The 21,602-nt window shown below is 72.5% G+C and carries 20 protein-coding genes; 12 read left to right on the top strand and 8 right to left on the bottom strand.

From position 1 onward, the window contains the following. Window positions 1-227: 227 nt before the first annotated feature. The 6 genes from leuA (at window position 228) to ABZ948_RS14840 (ending at window position 8,247) form a co-directional block, all read left to right on the top strand. Window positions 228-1,949 carry a 2-isopropylmalate synthase gene (gene leuA / locus ABZ948_RS14865; RefSeq protein ID WP_359759518.1) on the top strand — a complete coding sequence of 574 codons (1,722 nt, stop codon included), beginning with the start codon at window positions 228-230 and terminating at the stop codon, window positions 1,947-1,949. Window positions 1,950-2,135: 186 nt separating this feature from the next. After that, the gene (locus ABZ948_RS14860) at window positions 2,136-2,834 is read left to right on the top strand and encodes a tellurite resistance TerB family protein (RefSeq protein ID WP_359759516.1); all 699 of its coding nucleotides are present in this window, start codon (window positions 2,136-2,138) and stop codon (window positions 2,832-2,834) included. A gap of 177 nt (window positions 2,835-3,011) precedes the next feature. Further along, entirely contained in the window at window positions 3,012-5,105 is a 2,094-nt protein-coding gene (locus tag ABZ948_RS14855) for an MMPL family transporter (protein WP_359759514.1), read from the top strand. A gap of 50 nt (window positions 5,106-5,155) precedes the next feature. Further along, window positions 5,156-6,397, top strand: a complete 1,242-nt coding sequence (locus ABZ948_RS14850) for a sensor histidine kinase (protein WP_359759513.1) — start codon at window positions 5,156-5,158, stop codon at window positions 6,395-6,397. Beyond that, window positions 6,394-7,056, top strand: a complete 663-nt coding sequence (locus ABZ948_RS14845; protein WP_359759511.1) for a response regulator — start codon at window positions 6,394-6,396, stop codon at window positions 7,054-7,056. Before ABZ948_RS14850 ends, ABZ948_RS14845 begins: the two co-directional genes overlap by 4 nt. A gap of 3 nt (window positions 7,057-7,059) precedes the next feature. Beyond that, the gene (locus ABZ948_RS14840; protein ID WP_359759509.1) at window positions 7,060-8,247 is read left to right on the top strand and encodes a sialidase family protein; all 1,188 of its coding nucleotides are present in this window, start codon (window positions 7,060-7,062) and stop codon (window positions 8,245-8,247) included. Here ABZ948_RS14840 and ABZ948_RS14835 read toward each other — a convergent pair. Genes ABZ948_RS14835 through ABZ948_RS14815 form a run of 5 tightly spaced genes read right to left on the bottom strand, consistent with a single transcriptional unit; the run spans window position 8,244 to window position 14,769 of the window. Continuing rightward, window positions 8,244-9,176, bottom strand: a complete 933-nt coding sequence (locus ABZ948_RS14835) for a dihydrodipicolinate synthase family protein (RefSeq protein WP_359759507.1) — start codon at window positions 9,174-9,176, stop codon at window positions 8,244-8,246. The two genes, ABZ948_RS14840 and ABZ948_RS14835, sit on opposite strands and share 4 nt — an antisense overlap. Then, window positions 9,173-10,192, bottom strand: a complete 1,020-nt coding sequence (locus tag ABZ948_RS14830; protein ID WP_359759505.1) for an oligopeptide/dipeptide ABC transporter ATP-binding protein — start codon at window positions 10,190-10,192, stop codon at window positions 9,173-9,175. The genes ABZ948_RS14835 and ABZ948_RS14830 overlap by 4 nt, the downstream gene beginning before the upstream one ends. Beyond that, on the bottom strand, window positions 10,189-12,171 hold the full coding sequence (locus ABZ948_RS14825; protein ID WP_435857497.1) for a dipeptide/oligopeptide/nickel ABC transporter permease/ATP-binding protein: 1,983 nt from the start codon (window positions 12,169-12,171) through the stop codon (window positions 10,189-10,191). Before ABZ948_RS14825 ends, ABZ948_RS14830 begins: the two co-directional genes overlap by 4 nt. Beyond that, window positions 12,171-13,133: an ABC transporter permease gene (locus ABZ948_RS14820; protein ID WP_359759503.1), complete on the bottom strand. Its 963-nt coding sequence runs from the start codon at window positions 13,131-13,133 to the stop codon at window positions 12,171-12,173. The genes ABZ948_RS14825 and ABZ948_RS14820 overlap by 1 nt, the downstream gene beginning before the upstream one ends. Window positions 13,134-13,137: 4 nt before the next feature. After that, complete coding sequence (locus ABZ948_RS14815; RefSeq protein ID WP_359759501.1) at window positions 13,138-14,769, bottom strand: ABC transporter substrate-binding protein; 1,632 nt, start codon at window positions 14,767-14,769, stop codon at window positions 13,138-13,140. A 248-nt stretch (window positions 14,770-15,017) separates the two neighbouring features. On the opposite strand from ABZ948_RS14815, the gene ABZ948_RS14810 reads away from it, so the two are divergent. The 3 genes from ABZ948_RS14810 to ABZ948_RS14800 all read left to right on the top strand — a co-directional run bounded on the left by ABZ948_RS14810 (window position 15,018) and on the right by ABZ948_RS14800 (window position 17,766). Continuing rightward, window positions 15,018-15,755 (top strand): FadR/GntR family transcriptional regulator, encoded by a 738-nt coding sequence (locus ABZ948_RS14810; protein WP_359759499.1) that lies wholly within the window; start codon window positions 15,018-15,020, stop codon window positions 15,753-15,755. Between the two features lie 325 nt (window positions 15,756-16,080). Then, on the top strand, window positions 16,081-16,518 hold the full coding sequence (locus tag ABZ948_RS14805; protein ID WP_359759616.1) for a protein-tyrosine phosphatase family protein: 438 nt from the start codon (window positions 16,081-16,083) through the stop codon (window positions 16,516-16,518). A 96-nt stretch (window positions 16,519-16,614) separates the two neighbouring features. Beyond that, the gene (locus ABZ948_RS14800) at window positions 16,615-17,766 is read left to right on the top strand and encodes a glycoside hydrolase family 113 protein (protein WP_359759498.1); all 1,152 of its coding nucleotides are present in this window, start codon (window positions 16,615-16,617) and stop codon (window positions 17,764-17,766) included. A 2-nt stretch (window positions 17,767-17,768) separates the two neighbouring features. On the opposite strand, the gene ABZ948_RS14795 is transcribed toward ABZ948_RS14800, so the two are convergent. The 3 genes from ABZ948_RS14795 to ABZ948_RS14785 form a co-directional block, all read right to left on the bottom strand. Further along, window positions 17,769-19,259, bottom strand: coding sequence for an alpha/beta hydrolase (locus ABZ948_RS14795; protein WP_359759496.1), 1,491 nt, complete (start codon window positions 19,257-19,259; stop codon window positions 17,769-17,771). A gap of 83 nt (window positions 19,260-19,342) precedes the next feature. Further along, on the bottom strand, window positions 19,343-19,636 hold the full coding sequence (locus tag ABZ948_RS14790; protein ID WP_359759494.1) for a cupin domain-containing protein: 294 nt from the start codon (window positions 19,634-19,636) through the stop codon (window positions 19,343-19,345). Window positions 19,637-19,651: 15 nt separating this feature from the next. Further along, complete coding sequence (locus ABZ948_RS14785) at window positions 19,652-20,107, bottom strand: GNAT family N-acetyltransferase (RefSeq protein WP_359759614.1); 456 nt, start codon at window positions 20,105-20,107, stop codon at window positions 19,652-19,654. A gap of 260 nt (window positions 20,108-20,367) precedes the next feature. Here ABZ948_RS14785 and ABZ948_RS14780 point away from each other — a divergent pair, with 260 nt between their 5' ends. Genes ABZ948_RS14780 through recO form a run of 3 tightly spaced genes read left to right on the top strand, consistent with a single transcriptional unit; the run spans window position 20,368 to window position 21,579 of the window. Continuing rightward, window positions 20,368-20,574, top strand: coding sequence for a hypothetical protein (locus tag ABZ948_RS14780; RefSeq protein ID WP_359759492.1), 207 nt, complete (start codon window positions 20,368-20,370; stop codon window positions 20,572-20,574). Then, a complete protein-coding gene (locus ABZ948_RS14775; RefSeq protein ID WP_031111682.1) occupies window positions 20,571-20,786 on the top strand; it encodes a hypothetical protein in 216 nt (71 codons plus the stop codon). Before ABZ948_RS14780 ends, ABZ948_RS14775 begins: the two co-directional genes overlap by 4 nt. Window positions 20,787-20,832: 46 nt before the next feature. Beyond that, window positions 20,833-21,579 carry a DNA repair protein RecO gene (gene recO / locus ABZ948_RS14770; protein WP_020273157.1) on the top strand — a complete coding sequence of 249 codons (747 nt, stop codon included), beginning with the start codon at window positions 20,833-20,835 and terminating at the stop codon, window positions 21,577-21,579. The last annotated feature ends 23 nt before the right edge of the window (window positions 21,580-21,602 follow it).

Genomic DNA, 21,602 nt, shown 5'->3' with positions numbered 1-21,602 from the left:
GGTATAGCGCACTTTTTGTCCCGTTTGGGTGTCGGGTCCCGCATACTGATACGACCCCACGCGCAGGGAAGAGGCTCGGCTAGCATGCTGCGCATCATGCGTTTCGGGCTGCTTCTCCTTAGCTGCCGCGGCGAGGGCCTGTAGTCGAGGCCGACTCCCTCCCCGCGGAGCTTGGTGCTGCGTCGTCGGCCGTCCTTCCGGACACCCTCTGAGGAGCCCTAAGCATCATGGCGAACCGCCAGCAGCCCAGTTCCATGCCGATCCACAAGTACGGCCGCTACGAGCAGGTCGACATCCCGGACCGCACCTGGCCGGAGCAGCGCATCACCACCGCCCCCCGCTGGCTCTCCACCGACCTGCGCGACGGCAACCAGGCCCTGATCGACCCCATGTCGCCCGCCCGCAAGCGCGCGATGTTCGACCTGCTGGTCAAGATGGGCTACAAGGAGATCGAGGTCGGCTTCCCGGCCTCCGGCCAGACGGACTTCGACTTCGTACGGTCGATCATCGAGGAGCCGGGGGCCATCCCCGACGACGTCACCATCTCCGTCCTGACCCAGGCCCGCGAGGACCTGATCGAGCGCACGGTGGAGTCCCTGAAGGGCGCCAAGCGGGCGACGGTCCACCTGTACAACGCCACCGCGCCGGTCTTCCGCCGGGTCGTCTTCCGCGGCTCCAAGGACGACATCAAGCAGATCGCCGTCGACGGCACGCGCCTGGTCATGGAGTACGCCGAGAAGCTGCTGGGCCCCGAGACCGAGTTCGGTTACCAGTACAGCCCCGAGATCTTCACCGACACCGAGCTGGACTTCGCGCTGGAGGTCTGCGAGGCGGTCATGGACGTCTGGCAGCCCGGCCCGGGCCGCGAGATCATCCTCAACCTGCCCGCCACCGTCGAGCGCTCCACGCCCTCCACCCACGCCGACCGCTTCGAGTGGATGGGCCGCAACCTCTCCCGCCGCGAGCACGTCTGCCTGTCGATCCACCCGCACAACGACCGCGGCACCGCCGTCGCCGCCGCCGAGCTGGCGCTGATGGCCGGCGCCGACCGCGTCGAGGGCTGCCTGTTCGGCCAGGGCGAGCGCACCGGCAACGTCGACCTGGTCACCCTGGGCATGAACCTCTTCTCCCAGGGCGTCGACCCGCAGATCGACTTCTCCGACATCGACGAGATCCGTCGCACGTGGGAGTACTGCAACCAGATGGAGGTCCACCCGCGCCACCCGTACGTGGGCGACCTGGTCTACACGTCCTTCTCCGGCTCCCACCAGGACGCCATCAAGAAGGGCTTCGACGCCATGGAGGCCGACGCCGAGGCGCAGGGCAAGACCGTCGACGACATCGAGTGGGCCGTGCCCTACCTGCCCATCGACCCCAAGGACGTCGGCCGCTCCTACGAGGCGGTCATCCGGGTCAACTCGCAGTCCGGCAAGGGCGGTATCGCCTACGTCCTGAAGAACGACCACAAGCTGGACCTGCCCCGCCGGATGCAGATCGAGTTCTCCAAGCTGATCCAGGCGAAGACGGACGCCGAGGGCGGCGAGGTCACGCCGAAGGACATCTGGGCCGTCTTCCAGGACGAGTACCTGCCGAACCCCGACAACCCCTGGGGCCGGATCCAGGTCAAGAACAACCAGTCGACGACCGACACCGACGGTGTGGACACGCTGAAGGTGGAGGCCACGGTCGACGGCCAGGACACCGTCCTCACCGGTTCCGGCAACGGCCCGATCTCCGCCTTCTTCGACGCGCTGCAGTCCATCGGCATCGACGTACGCCTGCTGGACTACCAGGAGCACACGATGAGCGAGGGCGCCTCCGCGCAGGCCGCCTCCTACATCGAATGCGCGATCGACGACAAGGTCCTGTGGGGGATCGGAATCGACGCGAACACGACGCGCGCCTCGCTGAAGGCCGTCGTCTCGGCCGTCAACCGCGCGACGCGCTGACCAGCCCTGGAGGCGATTTGAGGGCTCCGTCCGCCGATGTCCGGCGGGCGGAGCCCCGTCACATACCGGCCAATCCCTGTGAGGGTCACGGAAAGGTCTCCTCCGGGGTGCTGACTCCTCCTCACAGATGTGGCTAACATCACGCAAGCGCGGCGACGCTGCCGTGCGGCGTGACGGAGGTGCGACGTGCTGCCAGGACGGGGACCAAACGGCCGTGCCGCCAGGCTTTCGCGCATCCTGGGCACCCGTACCGCGTGGACGGCCGCCGGCGACGGGGAGTTCTTCTGCCCCGGCTGCGGCGGCGACCGGAACTACCAGCGGCTGACCGGACAACGCCGCTTCACCCTGCTCGGCGTGCCCGTGCTGCCGCGCGGCGAGACCGGCCCGGTCGTGGAGTGCGCCGCGTGCCGCCGCCACTTCGGCACGGACGTCCTCGACCACCCGACCACCACCCGGTTCTCCGCGATGCTCCGCGACGCCGTGCACACCGTCGCGCTCGCGGTACTGGCCGCGGGCGGCGCCGGATCCCGTACGGCGCTGGAGTCCGCCGTGCTCGCCGTGCGCGCGGCCGGCTTCGACGACTGCACGGAGGAGCAGCTGGCCGCCCTCGTCGAGGCGCTGGAGGCGGACACCGGCCGCATCACCGGCGAACCGTGCGGTGCCGGGCTGGCCATAGAGCTCCACGAGGCGCTGGATCCGCTCGCCCCGCACCTCGCCGGCGTCGGCCGCGAATCGATCCTGCTGCAGGGCGCGCGCATCGCCCTCGCGGACGGGCCGTACACGCCGGCCGAGCGGGACGTCCTCGCGACCGTGGGGGCGGCGCTCACGATCTGCTCCGACGACGTGACACGCGTGCTCGCGGCGGCGGCCCGGACACCGTCGTAGGGCGGCGGCCCGTACGCGTCGTGGAGCGGCGGCCCGCATACTCCCCCGGGAGTAAAGCGCGCCGCGAACCGCCCCCGGCAGTAGCCGCCAACTCGCCCTCCCGCCCGACGAACCGGCCCTCGCGCGCCGGGAGTCTGGAGTCCGTTCCAGACAACCGGACCGGAGGGAGCTCGGCAGATGGGGGACGCAAGGACATCCGCACGGCGACGGCGGGCCGTGCCCTGGGCGGTGGTCGGGCTGTGGCTCGCCGCGCTCGTGCTGCTCGGGCCGCTCGCCGGGAAGTTCGCCGACATCCAGCAGAACCGCGCGGTCGACTACCTGCCCGACAGCGCCGACTCCACGCAGGTGGCGCGGATCCAGGACGAGTTGCCGGGAGGCGAGTCGACCGACCTGGTGCTCGTCTACCACCGGGCCAGCGGACTCACCGACACCGACCGGCGCACCGCCGAGCAGCAGATCACCGAGGTGAGCGGTGCCTACGACCTGACGGGAGAGCCGCGGGGCGTCCCGTCCGAGGACGGCTCCACCCTGATGTACCCCGTCACCAGCACCCAGCCGGGCCAGGACGAGGAGGCCCGGGACGCCTTCGTCGACGGGGTGCGGGACATCGCCGAGGGCGGCGGCGGGATGAGCGTCGAGGTCGGCGGGCCCGGGGCGCTCAACACCGACATGAACAAGGTGTTCGGGACGCTCGACGCCACGCTGCTGCTCGCCACCCTCGGCGTCGTCACCGTGCTGCTCGTCCTCATCTACCGCAGCCCCTTCCTGTGGCTCGTCCCGCTCGCCGTCGCGGGCGTCGCCGCCGCCACGGCGATGGCCGCCGGGTACGGACTGCACGAACTGTTCGACGTCACCGTCACCGGGCAGAGCGGCGGCGTGATGACCGTGCTCGTCCTCGGCGCGGGCACCGACTACGCGCTGCTGCTCATCGCCCGCTACCGCGAGGAACTGCGCCGCCACGAGCGGCCGTACGACGCCATGCGCACCGCGCTGCGCGGCTGCGGGCCGGCCATCCTGGCCTCCTCGGGGACCGTCGCGGCCGGACTGCTGTGCCTGCTCGCCGCCGACCTCAACAGCAGCAGCGGCATGGGCCCGGTCGGCATGGTCGGAGTGCTCGCCGCGCTGGTCGCCATGACGACCCTGCTGCCGGCGGTCCTCGTCCTGTTGGGGCGGCGGGTGTTCTGGCCGCTGATCCCGGCGTTCGGCAGCGAGCCCAAGGCCCGGCGGTCGCTGTTCGCCGCGATGGGCACCTCGGCGACGCGCCGGCCCGCGACCGTCCTCGTCGGCGGGGCCGCGCTGCTCGGCGCCCTCGCCCTCGGCACGCTCAACCTGTCCGGCAGCATCAAGCAGGAGGACTCCTTCACGGAGCGGCCCGAGTCGATCACCGCCATGCAGACGCTGGCCCGGGAGTATCCCGAGCGCAGCAGCCGGCCCGTGACGGTCATGGCGCCCGACGACCGCGCGGACGAGGTGCTGGGCCGGGCGCGGGCGACCGACGGTGTCGCCGAGGCGGTGCCCGGGCGCAGCGGGGCGGGCTGGACCGAGATCGCCGTCTTCGCCACCGCGCCGCCGGAGACACCGGCCGAGACCCGCACCATCGAGGCGCTGCGGGCCGGGCTGGATCCCCAGGGCGCGTATGTCGGCGGGCCCAGTGCCCAGCAGATCGATCTCGCCGCGAGCGAGTCTCGCGACCGGAAGGTGATCGTGCCGCTGGTGCTCGCCGCGGTGTTCGTCATCCTGGTCGGGCTGTTGCGGAGCCTGGTCGCGCCGTTGCTGCTGCTGGTGGCGGTGGTCGCGGTGTGGGGCGCGGCCCTCGGCATCGGAGGGCTGGTCTTCGAGCCGGTCTTCGGCTTCGCCGGGACGGATCCCGGGCTCGGGCTGCTGTCCTTCGTGTTCCTGGTCGCCCTCGGCGTCGACTACGGCATCTTCCTGATGCACCGGATGCGGGAGGAGTCCGTGCGGGGCGCCGAGCCGGAGGCCGCCGCGCTCACCGCCCTGCGGACGACCGGCGGGGTCATCGCCTCCGCGGGTGTGGTGCTCGCGGCGACGTTCGCGGTGCTGACGACGCTGCCGATGGTGGGGCTGGTGGAACTCGGGTTCGTCATCGCGGTGGGGGTCCTGCTGGACACCTTCCTGGTGCGCACGTACCTGGTGACCACGGCGAGTGTGCTGCTCAAGCGGCGGATGTGGTGGCCGGGCAGGCTCTCCCGCGCGCCGGAGCGGGCGGCCCCGCCGCAGGAGCGCGAACCCGTGGCCGCGGACGCCCCCTGACCGACCGACGGCGTCCCTCCCCTCCCGGAGGGACGCCTTCCTCGCCGAGGATGACCCCTGTGCAGGCACCCACCACCACGACGGCGGCATGGTCGCGACCCGCGGAGCGGATCATGGCCGCGATCAACCGCGATCCGCTCACCGCCCCGCACGCCCTCCGCAACGACGCGGTCCTCGCCTTCCTCGTCGCCGGCTTCTCCGCCGTCCTCGCGCTGATGGTCGACGACGGCCGCAGGCCCGACGCGCTCGGCTGGGCCCTGCTGCTCGTCTCCCACGTGCCGCTGGTGTGGCGCCGCCGCCGTCCGGTGCTCGTCCTGGTCGCCGTGATCACCTGCGTGTTCCCCTACCACTTCCTCGACTACCCGCACACCGCGGCCACCCAGGCCGCCTACGTCGCCCTCTACACCGTCGCCGTCACCGGCCGGCCGCTGCGCACCGTCCTGGTCGGCATCGGTGTCATCACCATGGCGGTGGGCGTGCTGTTCACCATCAGCGCGCAGGAGGCGCTGGGACTGCTGAAGGCGTCCGGCTGGGTCGTCGCCGTGCTGTTCTGCGGCGTCGACGTGCGCTTCTACCGCCAGTACGTCGCCTCGATAGTGGAGCGCGCCGAACGGGCCGAGCGCACCCGGGAGGAGGAGGCCCGGCGGCGGGTCGCCGAGGAGCGGCTGCGGATCGCCCGGGACCTGCACGACCTGCTCGCGCACAGCATCACCCTCATCGGCGTGCAGACCTCCGTCGCCGCCCACGTGCTGTCCGCCGACCCCGAGCGGCTGGACCGGGAGACGGTCGCGAAGGCCCTCGACGACATCGCGGAGACCTGCCGCAGCGCCCGCGGCGAACTCCGTACGACGCTGGAGGTGCTGCGCGAACACGGCTCCCCGGACGCCCGCGGCCCGCTGCCCGGCCTCGACGGCCTGCCCGACCTGGTGGAGGCCGCGCGGCTCGCCGGTGCCCGGGTCGAGCAGACCGTGCGGATACGCCGGGCACCGCCCGCCGTCGGCGCCGCCGCCTACCGCATCGTGCAGGAGGCGCTGACGAACGCCGTACGGCACGCCGGGCCCGAACCGGCCGTCCGCGTCGAACTGGACGAGCGGCAGGGCGCCCTGCACCTGACGGTCAGCGACGGCGGCACGGGCCCGGCCCCGGGCGGCACCCCGGGCTTCGGGCTCGTGGGAATGCGCGAGCGGGCCCGCAGCGTGGGTGGCACACTCGACGCCGGACCGCGCGCCGGGGGCGGGTTCGAGGTGACGGCGGTCCTGCCGCTGACCACGACGGGGGAGAAGGCCGGATGACCGTACGGGTGCTGCTCGCGGACGACCAGACCCTGGTCCGCGAGGCGTTCGCGATGCTCGTGGAGTCGGCCCGGGACATGGAGGTCGTCGGCCAGGCCGCCACCGGCCGGCAGGCCGTGGAACTGGCCCGGGCCACACGCGCCGACCTGGTGGTGATGGACATCCGCATGCCCGACCTGGACGGCATCGAGGCGACCCGGCTCATCGCGGCCGACGAGGACCTCGCGGGCGTGCGGGTCCTGGTCCTCACCACGTACGACACCGACGAGAACATCGTGGAGGCCCTGCGCGCCGGTGCCTCCGGTTTCCTGGTCAAGGACACCAGGCCGGCCGAACTCCTCGACGCCATCCGCACGGTCGCGGCCGGTGAGTCCCTGCTGTCGCCCGGGCCCACGGCACGGCTGATCGAGCGGTTCCTGCGCAGCCCCGTGGCCCCGGCGAGCGGTGGACCGGAGTGCCTGTCCGACCGTGAGCGGGAGGTGCTCGGGCTGGTCGCCCGCGGCCTCAACAACACGGAGATAGCCGAGGCGTTGGGCCTGAGCCCGCTGACTGCGAAGACCCACGTCAGCCGCATCATGGGCAAGCTGTCGGCGCGGGACCGGGCGCAGTTGGTCATCGTCGCCTACGAGTCGGGGATGGTGACGCCGGGGAGCCTCTGAGGGATGAGACTCCTCAGCCGCACCCTCCTGGTCACCACGGTCCTCCTCACCCCCCTCACCGCGGGCGCCGCCACCGTCTCGGCCACGCCCGGCTGCACGTCCTCCGTCCCGTACGTCTCGGGCGAGGGCGGCTACGACACCTACCGCATCCCCGCCACCGTCACCACGCCCCGGGGCACCGTCCTCGCCTTCGCCGAGGGCAGACGCGGCGGCGCCGGCGACACCGGAGACATCGATGTCGTCCTCAGACGCTCCCCGGACGGCGGCTGCACCTGGGGCCCGCTCACGGTCGTCGCGGCCGGGGACGGGGACACCCGGGGCAACCCGGCACCCGTCGTCGACCCGCGCACCGGCGCCGTCGTGCTCCTCACCTCCTACAACAGCGGGAAGGTGACGGAGGCCCAGATCATGCGCGGCGAGGTCACGCCCGAGCAGAGCCGCCGCGTGTTCGTGCAGCGCGGCCGGGACGACGGCCGGCACTTCACCCCGCCCCGCGAGATCACCGCGCAGGTCAAGCACCCGACCTGGCGCTGGTACGCGACCGGCCCCGGCCACGCGATCGCCCTCACCCGGGGCCCCCACGCCGGCCGCCTGGTCGTCCCCGCCAACCACTCGGCGTCCCCGCCGCCCGGCTCCCCGGACACCGGCCAGGAGCCCCGCCACTACGGCGCCCACGCCCTCCTCAGCGACGACGGGGGCAGGACCTGGCGGCCCGGCTTCGTCGACGACTCCTACGACGGCGCGGCCAACGCCAACGAGTCCACCGCCGCCCAACTCCCCGACGGCCGCGTCTACTTCAACGCCCGGGACCAGCACGGCACGAGCACCGGCAACCGCCTCGACAGCCACTCCGGCGACGGCGGGGAGTCCCTGGACCGCCCGTACACCGTCCAGCCCACCCTGAACGACGTCCCCGTCGTCCAGGGCAGCGTGCTGCAACTCCGCGGCCGCCGCGCCCCGTTGCTGTTCTCCGGCCCGTCCGTACCCACCGCACGCCGGGCGATGGCCGTCTGGCGCAGCACGGACGGCGGCGCCACCTTCACCAAGGCGCTGACACTCTCCGAACAGCCCGCCGCCTACTCCGACCTCGTGCCGCTCGGCCGGAAGACGGTGGGGATCCTCTACGAGACGGGCGTCCGGGGCACCTACGAGACGATCGAGTTCCGTCGCCTCCCGGTGGACGCGTTCTAGAGCAGCCCGGCCGCGGCCAGGTGTTTCCCGACCCGCTCCACCTCGTCCGGCGACAGCGGCACCTGCGGCTCGGCCGTGACCGGGCAGTCGATCACGCCCCGCAGGTGCAGCGCGGCCTTGAAGGCGCCGATCGCCGAGGAGTTCGGGCCCATGCGGGCCGGGTCGCCGACGGTCACCATGCCGAACAGGGCGCACAGGCGTTCCTGTTCGGCGCGGGCCCCCTCCCAGTCCCCGTCACGGCACAGGCGGTCCAGGCGGACGTAGCCGTGCGGGTCGACGTTGCCGAGGCCGGGCACCGTGCCGTCCGCGCCGATCGCCAGGGCCGCGTCGACGATCAGCTCGGAGCCGGTCAGCACGCTGAAGCCGGTGATGCCCTGGTGGTCCCGGGCCCCGGTGACGACCCGGCGGAAGGCGGCCAGGTCGCCGCTGGAGTCCTTGAGCCCGGCCAGGACGCCGTCGGCGGCCAGCTCCAGCACCACGTCGGCGGGCAGCTTGGTGTGGACGGCGACGGGGAGGTCGTAGGCGATGACGGGGACGGGGCTCGCGGCGGCGACCGCCCGGTAGTGGCGGGCGATCTCCGCCGGGTGGGTGCGGGCGTAGAAGGGGGCGGTGACGACGACCGCGTCCGCGCCCGCCGAGGTCACCGCCGCCACGTGGTCCAGGACCCGGGGCGTGGTCATGTCGATCGCCCCGGCCAGCACCGGCAGCCGCCCGCCCACGTGCCCCGTGACCGACTCGACCACCAGCCTGCGCTGTGCGTCCGTCAGGTAGGCCGCCTCCGAGGTCGAGCCGAGGACGAACAGCCCGTGCACCCCGCCGGCCACCAGATGGTCGACCAGCCTCAGCAGCGAGGGGACGTCCACCTCGCGGTCCGGTGTCAGGGGCGTGCAGACGGGCGGGATGACACCGGTCAGCGGGGTGAGAGTCATGGAGCCTCCATCGCGTCGTGTCGGTGGACGAGGTCGCGGGTCGACTCGTCCTCCTGGACAGGATGGTGGCAGCGGAAGCGGTGTGCGGGGGCCGACGCGGCGGAGAAGCCCGGCATCTCCTCCGCGCAGGTCCCGTCGGCCTTCCAGCAGCGGGTGCGGAACGGGCAGCCGCTCGGCGGGCGCGTCGCCGACGGGACCGGACCGGTCAGCGGGATCGGGTCGATCGGGTCGAGCAGTCCGGGCGTGGCGGAGAACAGGGCGCGGGTGTACGGGTGCCGGGCCCGGTCGGTGACCAGGGCGGCCGGGCACTCCTCCACGATCCGGCCCAGGTACATCGTGATCACCCGGTCGCTCATCCGCCGTACCGTCTGGATGTCGTGCGAGACGAACACCAGGGCCAGACCGAGGCGTTCCTTCAGATCCAGCAGCAGGTTGAGGATCTGGGCCCGCACCGACACGTCCAGGGCGCTCGTCGGCTCGTCGGCCACGACCAGGTCCGGTTCCAGCGCCAGGGCCCGGGCGATCGCGACGCGCTGCCGCTGCCCGCCGGACAACTGGCCCGGCAGGGCATCGGCGAGGGCCCGGGGGAGGCCGACCAGGGACATCAACTCCCGGACCCTCTCCTCGCGTTGCGGGCGAGTGCCCCGGTCGTGCACGTCCAGCGGGTCCCGCAGGATCTGCCGGACGGTCAGGCGGCGGTTCAGGGCCGTCGACGGGTCCTGGAAGATCATGCCGGTGCTGCTGCCGACGGCCTTCCGGCGCTCGCCGGCCGGCATCGCCCACAGGTCCCGGCCCCGGAAGGACACCGTCCCCCGGGTCGGCCGCTCCACCCCCACCAGCACCTTCGCCAGCGTCGACTTGCCGCAGCCCGACTCGCCGACCACGCCGACGGTCTCGCCGGGCGCGATGGCCAGGTCGGCGCCGGTCAGGGCGTACACCCGGTCCCGGGTGAACAGGCCGCCGCTGCGGGCCTTGTGGACGACGTGGGCGTCGGACAGCTCCACCAGGGTGCTCATGACACGGCCTCGGTCTCCGTCGTCGCCAGCTCTGTGGCCGGGTGATGGCAGGCCGCCGTGTGCGCCGGTGTACCGGCCGGCACCGGGGCCGTCGTCCGGCAGACCCCGCTCGCCCGGGGGCACCGGTCGGCGAACCGGCAGCCCGCCGGGAAGTCGGCCGGGGACGGCACGACGCCCTTGATCTGCGTCATGCGCTCCTGCCCCGACTCCAGTGACAGCACACTGCCGAGCAGGCCACGCGTGTAGTGGTGGGCGGGGGCCTCCACCAGATCGGCGGTCACGCCCGTCTCCACGATCTGCCCGCCGTACATCACCACCACCCGGTCGGTGACGTCCGCGACCAGCGCCAGGTCGTGCGAGACGAGGATCAGGGCGAAGCCCAGCTCCTCGTGCAGCCGCAGCAGCAGCTCCATGACCTGCGCCTGCACGGTGACGTCGAGGGCGGTCGTCGGCTCGTCGGCGACGATCAGCTTCGGGTCGCGGGACAGGGCCATGGCGATCAGGACGCGCTGGCGCTGCCCGCCGGACAGCTCGTGCGGGTAACTGCGCAGGGTCCGCTCGGGATCGAGACCGACCAGGGTGAGCAGCTCGGCGGGACTGCGCCGCCCGCCCCGCCGTACGACCTGCTTGAGCTGGGCGCGGATCGTCATCGCCGGGTTCAGCGACGACAGGGCGTCCTGGTAGATCATCGCCATCTCGTGGCCGAGGAGCCTGCGGCGGACGCGCATCGGCTCGGCGAGCAGGTCCCGCTGGTGGAAGCGGACCTGGCCGCGGACGCGTGCCTCCTTCGGCTGGAGCCCCATGATCGCCAGCGCGGTCAGGGACTTGCCGCAGCCGGACTCGCCGACCAGCCCGAGCACCTCGCCGGGGTGCACCTCGAAGCTGATGCCGTCCACGATGTCCACGCCGCCGTGCCGCCGGTCGAAGCCGATGGCGAGGTTCTCCACCGCCAGCACCGGCTGCCCGTCCCGGGGCACGTGCCGGGCCCTGGACCGCAGCCGCCGGGCCGCCTCCGTCAGGCCGGGCAGCCGCACGACCTCCCCGCCGCCGGGCTCCGGCTCCTGCAGCCGGTCGCCCTCGGGTGCGTCCACCTCGCGGGCCGAGGGGGCCGCCCACGCGTCGGACACGCCCTCGGACAGGATGTTCAGCGACAGCACGGTGACCAGCATCAGCAGCCCGGGGAACACGGTCGCCCACCAGCCGCCGGTCAGCACCATGTTCTTGCCGTCGGCGATGACACTGCCCCAGGACGGGTCGGGCGGCCGCACCCCCGCCCCGATGAAGGACAGCGACGCCTCGAAGACGATCGCCTCGGCGACCTGGACCGTGCAGAACACCAGCACGGGCGCGGCGCAGTTGATCGCGACGTGCTTCAGCACGATGTGCGGGGTGCGGGCGCCGATGACCCGTTCCGCCGTCACGTAGTCCTCGCCGTACTGGTCGAGGACGTTGGCCCGGACGACCCGCGCCACCGGCGGCGTGAACAGGAACGCGATCGCGCAGATCAGCACCGTGATCCCACCGCCGAACACGGCCACCAGCACCGCGGCCAGCGCGATGCCCGGGAACGCCATCACCACGTCCAGGCAGCGCATCAGCGTCTCGTCCACGGCCTTGCGGGAGGTCGCGGCGATCGCCCCGAGCAGCGCGCCGGCCACCAGGGCGAGTCCGGTCGCGCCGAGCCCGATCGCGAGCGACCAGCGCGCCCCGTACATCAGCCGGCTCAGGATGTCCCGGCCGAGGCTGTCCTGGCCCATCCAGTGCCCGGCGGACAGATGCCCGGTGCCGTCGACCGGCGGCTGCTGGTCGAGCGGGTCGTGCGGGGCGAGGAGCGGCGCGAGCAGCGCCATCAGGACGACGACCGCCAGGAAGCAGACGGCGACCTTCGACAGCAGCGGCAGCCGGCGCCAGCCGCGCAGCCGCACACCGGGCCGGGACAGCGTCTCGGAGAGGCCCTTGCGGGTCATCATGCGGGTCATCACGTGGTCGCATCCCTCAGTCGCGGGTTGACCAGCAGGTACAGGACGTCGATGACGAGGTTGACGACCACGAACCCGGCCGCCGTGGTCAGTACGACGCCCTGGACGACGGCCGGATCGCCGTTCTTCACGGCGTCGATCATCAGCTTGCCCATGCCCGGCAGCGAGAAGATCGTCTCGATGACGACCGCGCCGCCCAGCAGGTAGCCGACGCGCAGCCCGAGCACGGTGAGCGGGTTGATCAGGGCGTTCCGCAGCACGTTGCGTCCCACGACCACCCGGGGCGGCAGCCCGCTCCCGATCGCCGTGCGTACGTAGTCCTTGTCCAGCTCCTCCACCACGGCCGTCCGCACGATCCGGGTCAGCTGCGCCGCCACCGGGAGGGACAGGGCGAGGGCGGGGAGCGTCATCGTCTTCAGCCAGCCGGTGAAGGAGTCGGCCGGGTTGATGTAGCCGCCGGTCGGGAACCAGCCCAGGTCGACCGCCAGGTACTGGATCATCAGCAGGGCCAGCCAGAAGCCGGGCGCGGCGACCCCGGTCAGCGACACGACCCGGATGATCTGGTCGGGCAGCCGGTCCCGGTAGATCGCCGCCGTCACCCCGCCCACGAGGGACAGCACGACCGCGATGCCGAGGCCCAGGAAGGTCAGCTGGAGGGTGAGCGGCAGCGCGGTGGTGACCTGGTCGATCACCGGTGCCCGGGTCAGGGCGCTGGTGCCCATGTCGCCGTGCAGCAGGTCGGCGACGAAGGCGGCGTAGCGCACCGGCAGCGGGTCGAGCAGGCCGTGTTCCTCGCGGAAGTCGTGCAGTTGCCGCGGGGTCGGGTTGGCGCCCTGGAAGAACGCGGACGCCGGGTCGACGTCCGAGAACCGCATCACCAGGAACACGAACAGCACGATGCCGAGCATCAGCGGCACGAGCAGGGCGACACGGCGGAGCAGGATCCGCAGGACGGCCGTCATCCCGCTAGGCCCACTTGGCCTGGAGGAGGTTGATGCCCGGGTACGGCTGGGCCCTTATGCCGCTGAGCCGCTTCGGGTCCCAGGCCGTCATCAGCTCGTTGTGGACGACCGGGTAGAGCACGGCCTGTTCGGCGACGACGTCGATGTAGTCCTGGACCATCGCCCTCTTCTTCTCGGCGTCCGGTTCCCGGGTGGCCCGGTCCATGTCCTTGAAGAGCTGCCTGGCGACCGGGTCGGAGGCCCACCGCGTGTACTGCATCCACAGGTTCTCGGGCCCGTAGTTGTAGTGCATGATCAGGTCGGCGTCGAGGCCGAACTGGTTGGGGTTCGAGGCGGCGGCCACGACCTGGTAGTCCTGCTTCTGGTCCATCTTCGTGAAGACGGCCGTGGTCTCCTGGGGGGACAGGGTCGTCTTCACGCCGATCGCGTCCCAGGACGCCTTGATGGTGGGCAGGCAGTCGACGATCCAGCTCACGTTCACCGCCAGGATGTCGATGCTCAGCCCCTTGACCCCGGCCTCCTTCAGCAGCGCCTTCGCCTTGTCGGGGTCGTGGTCGTAGACGGTCTTCGCCCGGCGGTAGGACGGGTTGCTCTCGTCGAGGAAGGAACTCGACGGCTTGCCGTGGCCCTTGAGCGCCACCTCCACCATCTTCTCGGTGTCGATGGCGTAGTGCAGGGCCTGGCGCACGCGCACGTCGTCGAACGGCTTGTGCTGCGTGTTGAACATCAGGAACAGGTTGTTCATCCCGGCCCCGCCGGCGACCGTCAGCCCGCTGCCCTCCAGCTGGCCGATGTTGGCGTAGGGGATGTTGTCCGCGATCTGCGCGCCCGCGCTCGACCCGGAGATCTTCGCGACGCGGGGCGCCGCGTCCACGATGGTCAGCCAGTTCATCTTCGCGAAGGCGGGCCTGCGCGGGCCGTTGTAGCCGGCGAACGCCTCGAAGGTGGTGTTCGACTTCGGGTGGTGCGCGGTCTGCCGGTACGGGCCCGAGCCGATCGCCTTGCCCTTGATGGCCTCGTCCCAGGCGCCCGGCCGGGAGAACACGTGCTTCGGCATGATCTTGGCGAGCGTCAGCCGGGAGAGCCCGTCCGGGAACGGGAACTTGAGCACCAGCTCGACGTTCCGCGCGTCGATCTTCCGGACCTCCTTCAGCCAGCTCGCGAAGAAGCCCTTGGCGAGGGTCTGGGTGTCCGGGTCGAGGATCCGGTCGAAGACGAAGACCACGTCGTCGGCGGTCACGGGCTTGCCGTCGTGGAACGTGGCACCGTCCCGCAGCGTGAACGTCCAGGACGTGGCGTCCGGGTCCTTGGGCACCTCGGTCGCCAGGGCCGCGTACGGCTCCCGGGAGATCGGGTCCGTGTCCAGCAGCCCCTCGTAGATGTGGTTGTTGGCGGCCATGCAGAACGCCGACGCCGTCTGGGTGGGGTCCCAGCTGCCGTCGTTGCCGTAGCCGATCACCGCCGTGAGCGTCCGGTTCGCCCCGCTGCCGCCGTCCCCGGTGTCGTTCGTGGACTCGGGCCCGGACGAACAGGCCGACAGCGACGCGGAGACGGCGGCGGCCGCGCCCAGCGCGCCGGTGTACTTCAGGAACGACCGGCGGTGCAGCGCCGGCACGTCGTGGGTCACGTCGCGCACGGGGTCCTCCAGCGAGAGGTCTGGAAAGGAAACGAGGGGGCGAGCTGAGGAGATACGACGTCCTACGTCCTGCGGTCAGCGCGACCATAGGAGGGGTCGTGGGGGCGGTCAAGGGATCGCACACGAATGGCGTATCTGCCAGAGGTCGGACCAATGGCGCTGTGCGCGAGGTGAGTTGACGGCTTATCAGGGACGGTCGATACCGGGTACCGCCAGAGGTGGGACGTGGGACGTCCGGGGCGCGTACGATGCGGCGCATGTCCGAGGAGCCCAGGACCAGCCGGATACAGCGCCAGGTCGTGCAGCTCATCCTCGACCGCAGACTCACCGCCGGCGCGGCGCTGCCCACCGAGGCCGAACTGATGGAGGCCCTCGGCGTCAGCCGCAACTCCGTCCGCGAGGCCCTCAAGGCCCTCCAGGCCCTCGACATCGTCGAGATCAGACACGGCTACGGCACCTACGTCGGCCGGGCCTCCCTCACCCCGTTCGTCGACGGCCTGACCTTCCGCACCCTGGCCCGGCACGACGACGACACCGCCGCCCTCGCCGAGATCCTCCAGGTCCGCGAGGTACTGGAGGTGGGGTTGGTCCGCCGGGTGGCCGCGACGGTCACCGAGGCGGAACTGGACAAGCTGGAGGACGTGGTGGCCCGGATGGAGTCCGCCGCCGGGACCGGCCGCGCGGACACCGCGGGCCCGGGCCGCTCCTTCTCCGACCTCGACCGCGAGTTCCACGAGGTCCTCTACGCCCCCCTCGGCAACGACCTCGTCCCCCAGCTCCTCGCCGCCTTCTGGACGGTCTTCCGCCGCGTCTCCGGCGCCCGCGGCCGGCCCGACGACCCGTCCCCCGAGACCACCGCCCGCCGCCACCGCGACATCGTCACGGCGCTCCGCGCCCGCGACGCGGAGGCGGCACAGCGGGCCATGGCGGTCCACTTCCGCGGCATCGAGGCCCGGGCGACCCAGCAGCCGCGCGGGACGCGGTGAGCGGAGGCGGAGGCCGGAGAGCGGTGCGCGGTGGGTGCTGAGCGGGGGCCGGAAGCCGGAGAGCAAGGGGCAGTGGGCGGCGCGCGGCGGGCGGTGCGCGGTGAGCTGGGGCGACGCGCGGTGCGCGGTGCGCGGTGTGCGGTGTGCGGTGCGCGGAGAACGGTATGCGCGGGCGGTGCGCGGAGAACGGTGCGCGGTGAGCGGTACGCGGTGGGCGGTGCGCGGAGTCCGGTTCCGCTTCGGCTGTCGGTGAACCCGGTCGCCCGGTCCGGGAGGACGCGCTGGAATGGGCTTCCGGGCGGTCGACGAGAGCGAGGATGCCGACATGGGTGACCTGTGGAGCGAGAGCGACGCCGGCGTCCTGCGGCTGCCCTCCGGCCGGCTGATCCGCGGCCGGGGCCTGCGCCACCCTCTCGACCCGGCCGCCCCCATCCCGTCCTACGGCGTCTACCTGCTCGGCGGGCGGCCGCCCGAGGTGCCCTGGGAGTCCGGCTGGATCCGCTGGCCCGACTTCCGGCTCCCGGCGGACCGGCCGGCCGCCCGTACGACTCTGCTGGCGGCGTGGGAGCGGGCCGCCGGGGAGCGCGTGGAGATCGCCTGCGGGGGCGGACGGGGCCGCACGGGCACGGCCCTGGCCTGCCTCGCGGTCCTGGACGGCGTCCCCGGCGAGGAGGCGGTGGCGTACGTCCGCCGGCACTACGACCGGCACGCGGTGGAAACGCCCTGGCAGCGGCGGTACGTCCGCCGGTTCGCCGAGGGCTGAGCCCCTCCTTCGGCACGCCACCTCATACCTTGGTCGCGCCGCCGTAGACCGACGGCCGACAGCGCACCGGGCGTCCGCCCCGCGACAGTGGCAGGCATGGAAGAGACCAAGGGGAGCAGGCAGGAGCACGGGATCAGCCGGGCGCGGTTCCTGGCCGGGGCGGCCGCGGCGGGGGTCGCGGGGGCGGTGGGAACGGCGGGAGGGGCCCGGGCGGCACAAGCCCGGCCCGGCGGCAGGGGGCTGCGCAGGCGGGGCGTCGTCTACACCGTCGGCGAGGGGGAGACACCGGGGACCGCGTGGAGCGCCCGCCGGATGCGGGCCGATGTGCGGGCCATCCGTGACGACCTGCACGCCGACACCATCGACGTCACGGGGGACGGTGTCGAGCGGCTCACCGCCACCGCCGCCGAAGCGGCCGAACGCGGGCTGCACGTCTGGCTGCAGCCGACCCTCGGGGACGCACCGCAGCGGGACATCCTGGAGCACCTCGCCGAGACCGGCCGGTTCGCGGAGCGGCTGCGGCGGCAGGGCGCGAGCGTCGACCTCAGCGTCGGCTGCGAGTTCTGGCTGTTCGTCCCCGGCATCCTGCCGGGCGAGACGGTCCTGGAGCGCATCAGGAACCTGCAGAACGGCACGGTCGACTGGCCGCGGACGATGCGCCGCCTCGCCGACTTCACGGCGAAGGCCGCACGGACCGGCCGCTCCGTCTTCCGGGGGAACCTCGGCTACGCCGCCGCCCAGTCCATCGACGACCCGGACTGGAGCCTCTTCGACATCGTCGGCATCGACTACTACTCCCACTTCGAGAAACGCTCCGACCACGTCCGCGAGCTGAAGCGGTACCTGCGCCCGGGCAAGCCGCTCGCCATCACCGAGTTCGGCACGTGTGCCTACGTCGGCGCTCCCGAGGCCGGCGGCATGGGCTGGGACGTCGTCGACCACGACAAGGAGCCGCCGGAGATCAAGGGCGGCCTCGTCCGCAGCGAGCGCGTCCAGGCCGCGTACGTGGGCGACCTGCTGGACGTCTTCGCGTCGATGGGCCTGTACGCGGCGATGGTCTTCGAGTTCGTCAGCGCGGACGCCCCGCACCGCCCGGACGAGCCCCGGCTCGACCTCGACATGGCGACGTACGCCATCACGAAGGCCGTCGAGGACCGCCCGGACGACCCCGCCTCCGGCTGGCACTGGGAGCCGAAGGAGGCGTTCCACGCGGTGGCCCGCCGGTACGGGGCGGCGGGCCACCGCTGACGTCACGCGCAGTACAGGTCGGATCCGGGCCGCTTCCCGGTGGCCAGGAAGCGGGAGACGGTCCGGTCGCCGCAGGCGTTGCCGTTGGCGAGGTAGGCGTCGTGGCCGGTGGAGTTCACGGTGACCATGACGGCCCGGTCGCCGAGAGCCCGGCGGAGCTTCAGCGCACCGCTGAGCGGGGTGGCGACATCCCGCTCGTTCTGCACGAGCAGGATGTTGGACGGCCCGCGGTCGGTGACCCGGACGGCCGGCTCCCGGGGCGTGAACGGCCAAGCGGCGCACACCATCGGCCCGCGCGGCATGCCCGCGGTCAGCGGGTGCGTCGCCCGGCTCTCGTCGACGTCCCTCTGGTACGCGGCGGCGGAGTCGGGCCAGTCGACGTCGTTGCAGATCGTGCCGACGCCCACCGCGGCGGTGTTCTGCAGCACCGACTCGGGCGGGGACTCGGGCACGGGCGGCACGGTGCCCTCGCGCGCGGCCAGGATCGCCTTCGCCAGGACCGGGTAGTCGTCGGGGTCGTAGAGGTTGGTCAGCATGGTCTGGCGCAGCGCGTTGCCGTCGAGCCGCGGCGGGTTCGCGCCGGGCCAGGGGAGGGGCTCGCGGTCGAGGCGGGCGGCCAGGCTCAGGAAGCCGGAGCGGACCTCGGCGGGCGTGCGGGCCACCCGGTCGGGGTTGCCGGGCCTCGACGCCCACCGAGCGAACTCGGGGAAGTTGTCCTCGACGCCGGTCTCGAAGGCGGCGAGCCAGCCGCGGGTGACGCGGGTGGGGTCGGGGTCGTTGTTGCTGTCCAGCACGATGCGGTCGGTGCGGTGGGGGAACAACTGGCTGTAGACGGCGCCGACGTACGTGCCGTACGAGACGCCCCAGGCGGAGATCTTCCGCTCGCCGAGGGCGGCCCGGACGCGGTCGAGGTCGCGGGCCTCGTTGGCGGTGCTGATGTGCCGGATCAGCTCCCCGCCGTTGCGGGCGCAGGCCTCGGCCGTACGCCGTGCCGTGGCCATGTTCCCGGCGACGGAGCCGTCCGTGTCCGGCCAGGGCAGGAGCTTGGTCGTGCCGAGGTCGGCGGGGTCGAGCTTGCAGTCGACGGCGGTGGAGGGCGCCATGCCGCGCGGCGCGAACCCGACGAGGTCGTAGGCGTCCCGCACCTGCTGGGGCAGCTTCTGCCCCTTGCCGGACGGGTTGCGGAGGCTGTCGCCGCCGGGGCCGCCCGGGATGAGTAACAGGGCGCCCCGGCGCGCCGAGGGCTTCTCGGCGGGGATGCGCGAGACGGCGATCTCGATCGTCCGGCCGTCGGGGTCGGAGTAGTCCAGGGGGACGTCGACGGTGGCGCACCGCTGTCTGGGGTCGAGGCCGCTGCCCGAGCAGTCGGTCCACACGAGCGGGGCGTGCCCGGCGGCCGGTGGCTCGTCCGCGGACGCGGTCAGCGGGACGGCGAGCCCGAGCAGGACGGCGGAGGCCGCGAGCAGTGAGGCATTGCGCGTGATCTGCTTCATGCCCCGAGCCTGACGGCTCCCGGCCCCGCGCCACATCCGGGCAACTGCCTGATGTTTCAGGGGGTTTACCCCCTACTGGACGCCTACTCGATGAAGTAGCTGTCGTGCCGCACCTGGAACCGGCGGAGTTCCTCGCCGCCGCGCTGCGCGAACTCGGCGATCCGCTCGAAGTACTCCTCGTACTCCTCGCGCGGGGCGCCCGGCGAGAACAGCATCAGCATGGAGACCGGGTCGTCGCCGGCGTTCCGGAACGCGTGCAGCCCGCCGGCCGGCACGTACAGGAAGTCACCCTGCCGCCCGGTGACCCAGCGCTCGCCGTCGTAGAGCTCGAGCTCGCCGGACAGCACGTAGAAGGACTCGGCCTGCACCCCGGTCATCGGCCGCTGGGCGGATCAGGGCAACGGGCCGGCGGCCCAGGGGGTGTCCGCCGGGTGCCTCAGCATGAAGACGTCGACCGGGTCCTGGGTCTCGACCGTGAAGCCGTGGCGGGCGTACAGGCGTTGGGCCGGGCTGCCCCGCAGGACGTTCAGGCGGACGAGGGTGCCGGAGGCGTCCGTCCCGCTCAGCAGGGTGCGCAGGACGGCCGAGCCCAGGCCCCGGCCGTGCAGGTCCGGGGCGAGGTAGAAGTGCTCCAGCCAGTGGCAGTCCGCGGCGGGGCGCAGGGCGACGCTGCCCGCGAAGGCGCCGCCGGCCAGGATGACCGACGTGTGCCGCGGGGCGAAGCCGTCGCGCAAGCGCTGCCTGACCCGGTGCTCGTCGAAACGGCCCAGCCGCTCCAAGTCGGGGCGCATCACCACCGCCCGCAGTTCCGCTATCGGCTCGACGTCGGCCGGTTCCGCCGGGCGCAGGGACCATTCCGGTTCCGGGTGCCGGTTCGGCCGTGCCTTCTTCACCGCTGTACGCACATCCACGGCCCGATTGTGGTCCATCGCCTTACCGCACCACGACTCGGGAAAAACCGCAGGCCGAACTCCCAGGAACCGTTGGCCATTGCCGAACCTCTTTGTGCTGCGCCGCAGTTGTAGGGGCACAGACCCTTCCCGAGTGTAGACGCGGAGCGTCACCACAGGGATGCGAAGAGTGAAATTCCAAAAGGAAGGGGAGCACGGTGGAGGCACGACACTCGGCGCTCTGCGTCGAAGAAGCGGAGGATGCGGTGAAAGAATTGCGGGCAGAACTCGCCAAGGCCGGAATTATCCTGCCGTCACTCGGGCTCGACCCGGTGAGTCTTGCGCGGGAAGCACCCTGCCCGCTCGTGGAATTGGGCCGGGTCACGGTGGAGACCGCCCGGCGGCTCGCGGCGGTGCTGCGATGAAGCCCCCGGTCGGCGCGTACGTCGTGGACACCCGCAGCGGACGCCTCGGCATCGTCATGGGGCATGAGGGGCCCTATGTACAGCTGAGGCCGTACGGGGGCGGCAAGGAGTGGGACGCCGACCCCGGCGCCGTCCGGCACGCCACCCCGGCCGAGCGGCTGCGCGCGGCGACCGCGTACGCCAACGCGCGCAGTCGGGGGGAGGTCCCTTGACCCGCCTCGCGGTCCGGGGGGCCTCCGCGTAGGCGAGAATGGCCGCATGAGTCTGTTCCGCGACGACGGCATCGTGCTGCGCACCCAGAAGCTGGGTGAGGCGGACCGGATCATCACGCTGCTCACGCGCGGTCACGGCCGGGTACGGGCGGTGGCCCGGGGCGTGCGCCGGACGAAGTCGAAGTTCGGTGCGCGCCTCGAACCCTTCTCCCACGTCGACGTGCAGTTCTTCGCGAAGGGCAGCGAGCTCGTCGGCCGCGGCCTGCCGCTGTGCACGCAGAGCGAGACCATCGCGCCGTACGGCGGCGGGATCGTGAGTGACTACGCCCGGTACACCGCCGGCACCGCCATGCTGGAGACCGCCGAGCGGTTCACCGACCACGAGGGGGAGCCGGCCGTGCAGCAGTACCTGCTGCTCGTGGGCGGGCTGCGGACCCTCGCCCGGGGGGAGCACGCGCCGCACCTCGTGCTGGACGCGTTCCTGCTGCGGTCCCTCGCCGTCAACGGATACGCCCCGAGCTTCACCGACTGCGCGAAGTGCGGGATGCCCGGGCCCAACCGGTTCTTCTCGGTCGCCTCGGGCGGTTCCGTCTGCGTGGACTGCCGGGTGCCCGGCAGCGTCGTACCCTCGCCCCAGGCCCTGGAACTCCTCGGCGCACTGCTTACGGGAGACTGGGAGACCGCGGACGCGTGCGAGGCGCGCTACGTCCGGGAGGGCAGCGGGCTGGTGTCCGCCTATCTGCACTGGCACATGGAGCGCGGGCTGCGCTCGCTGCGCTACGTCGAGAAGTAAGACAAGCAAGCACGAGGAGACGA

It is taken from the genome of Streptomyces olindensis, assembly GCF_040645895.1.
Taxonomy (GTDB): Bacteria; Actinomycetota; Actinomycetes; order Streptomycetales; family Streptomycetaceae; genus Streptomyces; species Streptomyces olindensis.
Note: the sequence above shows the minus strand (reverse complement) of the source record. Positions and strands in the feature narration are given on the sequence as shown.